General features: G+C 28.2%; 8 protein-coding genes. All 8 read right to left on the bottom strand.

All coding sequences use genetic code 11. From position 1 onward, the window contains the following. Positions 1 to 449: response regulator (locus KGF50_RS19245; protein ID WP_227849554.1), on the bottom strand; the 449-nt coding region annotated here is incomplete at its 3' end. A 243-nt stretch (positions 450 to 692) separates the two neighbouring features. Beyond that, a complete protein-coding gene (locus KGF50_RS19240; protein WP_227849553.1) occupies positions 693 to 1247 on the bottom strand; it encodes a DUF2812 domain-containing protein in 555 nt (184 codons plus the stop codon). 100 nt (positions 1248 to 1347) lie between these two features. Next, positions 1348 to 2139 (bottom strand): zinc transporter ZupT, encoded by a 792-nt coding sequence (gene zupT / locus KGF50_RS19235; protein WP_413926844.1) that lies wholly within the window; start codon positions 2137 to 2139, stop codon positions 1348 to 1350. A 178-nt stretch (positions 2140 to 2317) separates the two neighbouring features. Further along, entirely contained in the window at positions 2318 to 3481 is a 1164-nt protein-coding gene (locus tag KGF50_RS19230) for a M20 family metallopeptidase (protein WP_227849551.1), read from the bottom strand. A gap of 63 nt (positions 3482 to 3544) precedes the next feature. After that, positions 3545 to 4732, bottom strand: a complete 1188-nt coding sequence (locus KGF50_RS19225; RefSeq protein WP_227849550.1) for a hypothetical protein — start codon at positions 4730 to 4732, stop codon at positions 3545 to 3547. 338 nt (positions 4733 to 5070) lie between these two features. Further along, positions 5071 to 6771 (bottom strand): ABC transporter ATP-binding protein, encoded by a 1701-nt coding sequence (locus tag KGF50_RS19220; RefSeq protein ID WP_227849549.1) that lies wholly within the window; start codon positions 6769 to 6771, stop codon positions 5071 to 5073. A gap of 250 nt (positions 6772 to 7021) precedes the next feature. Further along, entirely contained in the window at positions 7022 to 7297 is a 276-nt protein-coding gene (locus tag KGF50_RS19215) for a PTS sugar transporter subunit IIB (RefSeq protein ID WP_227434042.1), read from the bottom strand. A gap of 128 nt (positions 7298 to 7425) precedes the next feature. Beyond that, on the bottom strand, positions 7426 to 7747 hold a 322-nt coding region (locus tag KGF50_RS19210), incomplete at its 5' end, for a molybdopterin-guanine dinucleotide biosynthesis protein MobB (protein WP_227849548.1).

The raw sequence follows: 7747 nt of genomic DNA, 5'->3' as shown, positions 1-7747 counted from the left end.
ATATATTTTATTTCATTTAAATAAATCTTGTATGTATTAGACTTGTTCTTTATTACAACGTAATTACTTTTATTTGTTTCAATATCTTTAATACAAGCTAATATATGTTTTTTTAATTCCTCTAATTCTATGGGTTTTAACAAATATCTATAAGCTCTTACTTCATATCCTTCTTGCACATAATCTATTAAAGAAGTTATAAATATTATCTCCATTTTATTATCTACTTCTCTAATCTTTCTTGCAGTATCCATTCCGTTCATTTGCTCCATTAGTATATCAAGAAGCAGTATATCTATATCTTTTAAGCTTCCTTCAAGTAAATCTTCTCCAGAACTATATTTTTGTACTTCATATTCTATATTCATAGTTTTTAATATATTATCAAGATATTCTTCTATTAAACATTGTGTTTCTTTTTCATCTTCACAAATTGCAATCCTAACCATAAGTTCCTCCTTATGCACTTTCTTATTACACACTATTAGAATTTTTTTATTGAGATATTTAAATATGATTTTAAATATCTGATACCTTAGAATAACATTTTTAAATTATTCTTATCAATACTCAAGATTCAAATAAAATCTAAAAGGTTATAATTGATATAAATATATATAAAGAATAACACTTATTGATAAAAAAAGTGTCTCAAAATAATTTTTCAAAATTATTTCGAGACACTTCTCCCTTTACTTATTTAAATTTTTAATCCTTAAGTAATACATTATTCTTTTATATAATTGTACCAAATACAAAATTAATAACATAATTTGCAATGCGATAGTACAAATATCTACTCCATAACCATTAAATAAATTTCTTATTTCAGTGAACAATAAATATATAAAAATAGCTACTAAAATAGTAAATAAAAATAAATTCATGAATAAAATTGATTTTACTTTATCTTTTTTATCTAAATCACTATATAATTTAGGAGGTACATCTTCATATGCTTTAGTCCATACATACCATGAAGATGTACCTACAAAACTACCAATGCTTCTAAATATAAGATTCCATCCTCTAGACCTATGTTTATTAAAATAATCTTCCTCAGCATCATAATAATAATCAATAGCGTATTTTATTTTTCTTGGAGTTCCTTTATAAAAATGAAAAATTCCTCCAAGTTTACTTATCTTATATAAATTATATCCTTGTTCTTCCATCTCTTCTAACCATTCTTCTATCCTGTCAGGTGAACTATACCAATCAAATTTAAATTTCATTTTCTTTTCCATAAGATTCACCTCCAAAATGATATTTTGACATATGATAATCTGTTTTAATAATTATATCATTTTGATATTAATTTTAGGTTACAATTAGATATCTAAAAATCTATTTAAATAGCAATAAACTAATAGCCATAACAACCATTCCTGCAATTAATCCATAAATTGATAAATGATGTTCGCCATATTCTCTAGCTGATGGTAGTAGTTCATCAAGTGATATAAATACCATAATACCTCCAACAATGGCAAACACAATTCCAAGTGTTGTATCATTTAGAAAATTTCTAAGAAGTACATAACCAATAATTGCTCCTAAAGGTTCTGACATTCCAGATAAAAAAGAATAATAGAAAGCTTTCTTTTTATCTCCTGTAGCATAATACACTGGTACAGATACAGAGATTCCTTCTGGTATATTGTGTATAGCAATTGCTATAGCTATTGGTATTGCTATTGTCGCATCATCAAGAGCTGATATAAATGTAGCTAATCCTTCTGGAAAATTATGAATTGCTATAGCCATTGCTGTAAATATCCCAGTTCTTAAGAGAGATTTATTTTTTTGTATATTTTTTTCATCCACATCTTCCATTTTCTTTATATCATGAGGATTTTCTTCTTGAGGAATTAACTTATCAATAATTGCAATGATAGCCATTCCTGCAAAAAAAGCTATTACAGTTGACCAACTTCCTAATTTTTCTCCCATAGACTTTGTTAGAGCCTCTTGTGCCTTAGGAAATATTTCTATCATAGATACATAAATCATAACACCAGCAGAAAATCCTAAACTTACAGAAAGAAATTTAGTGTTGGTCTTTTTAGCAAAAAATGCTATACAACTTCCTATTCCAGTAGACAAGCCAGCAAATAAAGTTATTAAAAACGCAAACATTATATTACTCAATTAAATCACCTTCTTTTTTAATTGATATTGATTATCATTTTCTTTTATAGTATCATATCTTTTTTTTATAGTCAATATTTATAGTAATTATAGACAATAAAAAAGCAGAGAGTATAAACTCAATCTCTGCTTTTTCTTTATAGTATATTAAAATAGTATATTAAAATTATTTATTTAAAAAGTCTACTGCATATTGAACATATAAAGCAGTTCCAATCTCTAAGGCATCCTCATCTATATTAAAACAGCCATGATGGTGAGGATAACAAGCTCCTTTAGCTTCATTTCTAGCCCCTACAAATGCCAATGCACCAGGTGCAATATTCATAAACTCAGCAAAATCCTCTGCTCCTGTTACTTTTTCAAATAGTGCTATACTTTCTTTTCCAAATAGCTTAATTACTGCATCTGTAGCTATCTCTGAACATTCCTTGTCATTTATAACAGCTGGTGTTAAATATCCGTACTCTAACTCAGCTTCTGCTCTATACGCTTCTGCTGTAGATTTTGCTATACGTTCTAAAATAGTAGGAATTTGTTTTCTAAGTTCTGGATTAAATAATCTTATCGTACCTTCTAGAACAGCTTCACTTGCTATTACATTAAATCTTGTTCCAGAATTTAAAACTCCAACACTTACAACTAGTGGCTCTAAAGGACTTACTTCTCTACTAACCATGGATTGTAAGTTCATAACTAATGCAGAACTTGCAAGTACTGCATCAACCCCTTGATGAGGAAGTGAACCATGACCACCCTTACCTTTTACAGTAATTTTGAAGAAATCAGCAGAAGCCATTCTTGGACCTTCTTCAACTGATACAGTCCCACACTCTACATCGCTCCAAAGATGAATTCCAAATACACCATCTACACCTTCCATAGCACCATCTTTAATCATAGCTCTTGCACCTTTACCTACTTCTTCTCCTGGTTGAAAAAATAATTTCACAGTTCCCTTAATATCATCTTTAATATCATTTAAAACCTTAGCTGCTCCTAAAAGCATTGATGTGTGACCATCATGTGCACAAGCATGCATAAGCCCCTCATTTTTTGATTTATATTCTACACCTGTACATTCAACAACTTGAAGTGCATCCATATCTCCTCTAAGTGCCACAGTTTTTCCTGGATGATTCCCTTTTATAGTTGCAACTACACCTGTCCCTCCAGATGATACATATGGTACTCCTATCTTATCAAGTTCTTCTTTAATTCTTTTTGATGTTCTAAATTCTTCCATACTTTTTTCAGGATTTTCATGAAATTCTCTTCTAAGTTTGATTACATAATCTTTATATCCATTTGTTATTTCTTTAATATTCATTCCAGACCTCCAAGTGTTACATATTCTTCTTATTATTTAAATGCCTTGTTTATTAATTAAAATTTATATAAGATTTACAAAAATACCTGCTATTACTACAGAAGCTATTGTTACTGTAGTAAATCCTCCAACAAGCATCTTTGGAAGCATTTTATCCATCAAAAATTCTTTTTCTTCTGGAGTTTCAGCTAAGGCCTTTACTGCTTCTTCAGTTAATATATAATTTGGTGGGAAACCATAAAGTGCTGTAAGTGAAACTGAAAACGCCATTTCTTTACTTTCACCCAAAAGTTTACCTACTATAATAGAGAATATCCCCATACCTATTACACCAAATATTATGATTCCTACAAGAGGAACAGCCATTTCAGCAAGCATTGCTGGTGTAGCTTTTGCTAATCCTGCAAATATAAAAGCCATCAATGATGTCATTAACCATCCAAATGAACCAGATTTATTAAGTGGTTTTCTGTCAACTATTCCAAGTTCTGATGCTATTACACCAAATATCAAACAGATAACATATCTTGATACAACTTCATGTGTAAGATTTGTAAATTGCACTGCTAACCATGCTACAAGTCCTAATCTAAGTATTATCATATATGTTGTGTCATACTTCTCAGGTAAATCTGGTATTATCTTAAACTTACTCTTTTGTTCAGGTAATTTTTCAGTTGCTTCTTCAACTTTAGTTACAGTTACTTTTCCACTTCTAAAATCTGATAAAAGTCTTTTTCCTTCTTTTTTAAGCATTAATGCTGTAATAGGATAACCTGCAAATCCTTGTGCTACATACATTAAAATTGCTAAAACTGCCAAGCTTGCAAGACCTTTTGCTGTAGCAGCATCTGCCATCATTATAGATGCAACTAATCCTCCAGTAAGAGGAGGTGTAGCTATTACTGCTGTATCCCATCCAAACACTAAAGTACCTAATGCTAAAGCTCCTACACATATTCCTACTATTCCTGCTAATGCTATTACTATTGTTTTCCATTGACCTGCTAGCTCTTTAATACTCATCATAGTACCCATATGAGTTATTAATAAAAGCATACCTAATTGAGCTAATGGTGTTCCTAAAGCTGCTAGGTCCACGATATTTTCTGGGAAAAAAGTCCAAAATCCTACTATAAATATAATTGCTGATACAAAAACTGATGGAACAAAAGCTTTAGTTTTTGCTGATACTACATCTCCTATCGTCAGTGATACTAAAACTAGACAAAAAGCTGTTATTGCCTCCATATAAAATTCCCCCTCATAAATAAATATATTTGTATACAATGTATGTATAGTTATCCATTATTTTACTACTTTTGAAAAACATTTCAAGTCAAAATTCGATTTTTTTCATAAAATTCTATAAATTCAATAAATTAAAGTTAGTTTTCTAAATTATTCTTTATAAAAAAACGTTATCCTGAATATTGCCTATTTATAGCTGTTTTCATAAACAGAATTAATTATAATTTGCAAAAAATAAAACATAGAATACATTTTTTTCATAAAACATCTCATCAATTTAAAATTAATTGGTTTTATAAGTCTTAATATATTCTATGTTTATAGATTTAATTTATATGTTAGTTATTGTGTAATCTACTATATACGCCATTTTTATTTATTAATTCTTCATGAGTGCCTCTTTCTTCAATTCCTTTATCTGTCAGCACTATGATTTCATCAGCATTTTTTATAGTAGTTAATCTATGTGCAACAACTAGATTTGTTCTATCTTTGCTTAATTCCTCTAAAGACTCTTGAATTTCTCTTTCTGTTACATTATCTAAAGCAGAAGTAGCCTCATCTAATATTATTATTGGAGGATTTTTTAAAAAGATTCTCGAAATTGAAATTCTTTGTTTTTGTCCGCCAGATAATTTTACTCCTCTTTCTCCTATATAAGTATCATATCCATCCGGTAAAGTTTCTACAAAGTTGTGTATTCTAGCTTTTTTTGCAGCCTCAATCATTTCTTCATCTGTGGCATTAGGATTTCCACAGAGAATATTATCTCTTATAGTCCCTGTAAATAAAAATACATCTTGTTGAACTATACCTATATTTTTTCTCAATGATTTTAAACTTACATCCCTTATGCTCTTTCCATCAATTTTTATATCACCTTTATCAAATTCATAAAACCTTGGCAATAAATTACATAAGGTAGTCTTTCCTCCACCAGAAGGTCCTACTAAAGCTATAGTTTTACCCGCTTCTATAGACAAACTTAAATTATCTAATACTTGAGTATCATCTTCATATGTAAAAGATATATTTTCTATCTCGATATTACCCTTTACATGCTCAAGTTCAGCAGGGTTTTTAGCTTCTTTTTGATGGTCTTGTTCCATTATTTCTATGAATCTTTTAAAACCTGTCATACCATTTTGATATTGTTCTGTAAAGTTTATCAGTTTCTTCATAGGTTGTATAAACATTTTTACATATAATATATATGCAGCAAAATCACCTAAAGTAATTTTCCCAAGATAAGTAAAGTATCCACCAGCTATAACAACTACCCATTCCAAAATATCCATGTATAAGTTCATACCAGAATAATATTCTGCCATTACTTTATAAGAATCTTGTCGTGCTCTCCTAAATAATTTATTACTTCTTACAAACTTATTTAATTCTTCTTTTTCAGTACAAAAAGACTTAGTTACCTTCATTCCAGCTATGCTATTTTCCAAAGTTGCATTTACATCACCTATAGTAACTCTACTTTTCATAAAAGCTACATTCATCTTATCTTTTTTTGTTATAGCAAACCAAATTATAAATGGTAATATAGCAAATATTATAAGAGTAAGAGGAATATTTATATCTATAAGTATAAAGAATGAACCAACTAACATTACTATAGAAATGAATAAATCTTCAGGACCATGATGGGCAAGCTCTGTTATATCCATTAAGTCATTTACTATTCTAGACATAGTTACTCCAGATTTGTTATTATCAAAATAAGTATTTGGAAGCCTCTGCAAGTGTGTAAATACCTCATTTCTCATATCAGCTTGCATATCTACACCAATGACATGTCCCCAATATTGCATAAAATAATTAAGTCCTGCTTTTGCTATAAATATAAGTATAAGTACAACTGCAAAAACTACTAACATTCTTAAATTTTTATTTGGAACAATGTCATCCATTATATTTCTAGTTATCATAGGATAAACTAAATCACATAAAGAAAATAAGAATGCTGCTATAAGGTCTAATGTAAATATTTTCTTATATGGTTTATAATATTTGACAAATTGTTTTATCATAAGTTTCAAACCCCTCCTTTATCAATACGTCTAAAAAATACCCTTAAATTAGTATAACATAACACTAATTTTAAATCTTTTATAAAATTACAATTCAAAAAAATATTTTTCATGAAATTGAATATTTATTTTATATAATTACGTATTTAAAATACACCTAAAAAGAGCCATATCTATGTAAATAAAATTTTACGAAGATACAACTCTATATTTAGTGCTAAATATTTTTTATAACTGTAAACTCAAAAACTTATTTTAAAGCATCCAATATTTTCTTATCTAATGCAGCAGTATTTATACCTGTTATGTATGCTGTTGCTTTTATTGCAGGTATATCATAAGTTGTTGGTAATATAGTAGTAGATACTATCAAATCAGCACCTTCTTGTTTTGTTGCACATTCAGCGATTTTACATTGTATAACTTCTGCTTGTATGTTATTTTCTTTAACCAATCTTTCTACTTTGTCGCAAACTACTGTTGATGTTGCAATTCCTGCTCCACATGCTACTAATATTTTTTTCATATTATCCTCCCACGATTTCTATAATATTTTATAATTCAAAATACGATTTTTATAATTAAATAAATTTCTCATATCTTTATTTATATATAAATAATTATACCATTTTATATCAAAATAATATCTTAAAATTATTCTTTTAATATGTTTTTTATTTCACTATCATTTAATTTTAAAGTATTATTTTTTATACAAGATTCTATGTACTTTGATATATTTTTGTAGTCATTCAAACTAAACTGCTTAATATTTAAATCATATTCTATGTCACTTATAATACCTATCAAATCAGATTTATTTGATAAAATATCCTTATACTTATCTTTTCTAGTTACCTCTAATCTTTTAAATCTATAATTTTTATACCCTTCTATAATAATCAAGTCCATGTCTTCATAAAACTTAATCATTTTATATAGTGGATTTTTATCTTTTAATTCTTCAATATATGCT

The organism is Clostridioides sp. ZZV15-6598 (assembly GCF_020657705.1).
Classification (GTDB): Bacteria; Bacillota; Clostridia; order Peptostreptococcales; family Peptostreptococcaceae; genus Clostridioides; species Clostridioides difficile_F.
Note: the sequence above shows the minus strand (reverse complement) of the source record. Positions and strands in the feature narration are given on the sequence as shown.

Coding starts and splice junctions, on each gene's coding strand:
- KGF50_RS19240 (WP_227849553.1), bottom strand. CDS start 1,247: ATGGAAAAGAAAATGAAATTTAAATTTGATTGGTATAGTTCACCTGAC.
- zupT (WP_413926844.1), bottom strand. CDS start 2,139: ATGTTTGCGTTTTTAATAACTTTATTTGCTGGCTTGTCTACTGGAATA.
- KGF50_RS19230 (WP_227849551.1), bottom strand. CDS start 3,481: ATGAATATTAAAGAAATAACAAATGGATATAAAGATTATGTAATCAAA.
- KGF50_RS19225 (WP_227849550.1), bottom strand. CDS start 4,732: ATGGAGGCAATAACAGCTTTTTGTCTAGTTTTAGTATCACTGACGATA.
- KGF50_RS19220 (WP_227849549.1), bottom strand. CDS start 6,771: ATGATAAAACAATTTGTCAAATATTATAAACCATATAAGAAAATATTT.
- KGF50_RS19215 (WP_227434042.1), bottom strand. CDS start 7,297: ATGAAAAAAATATTAGTAGCATGTGGAGCAGGAATTGCAACATCAACA.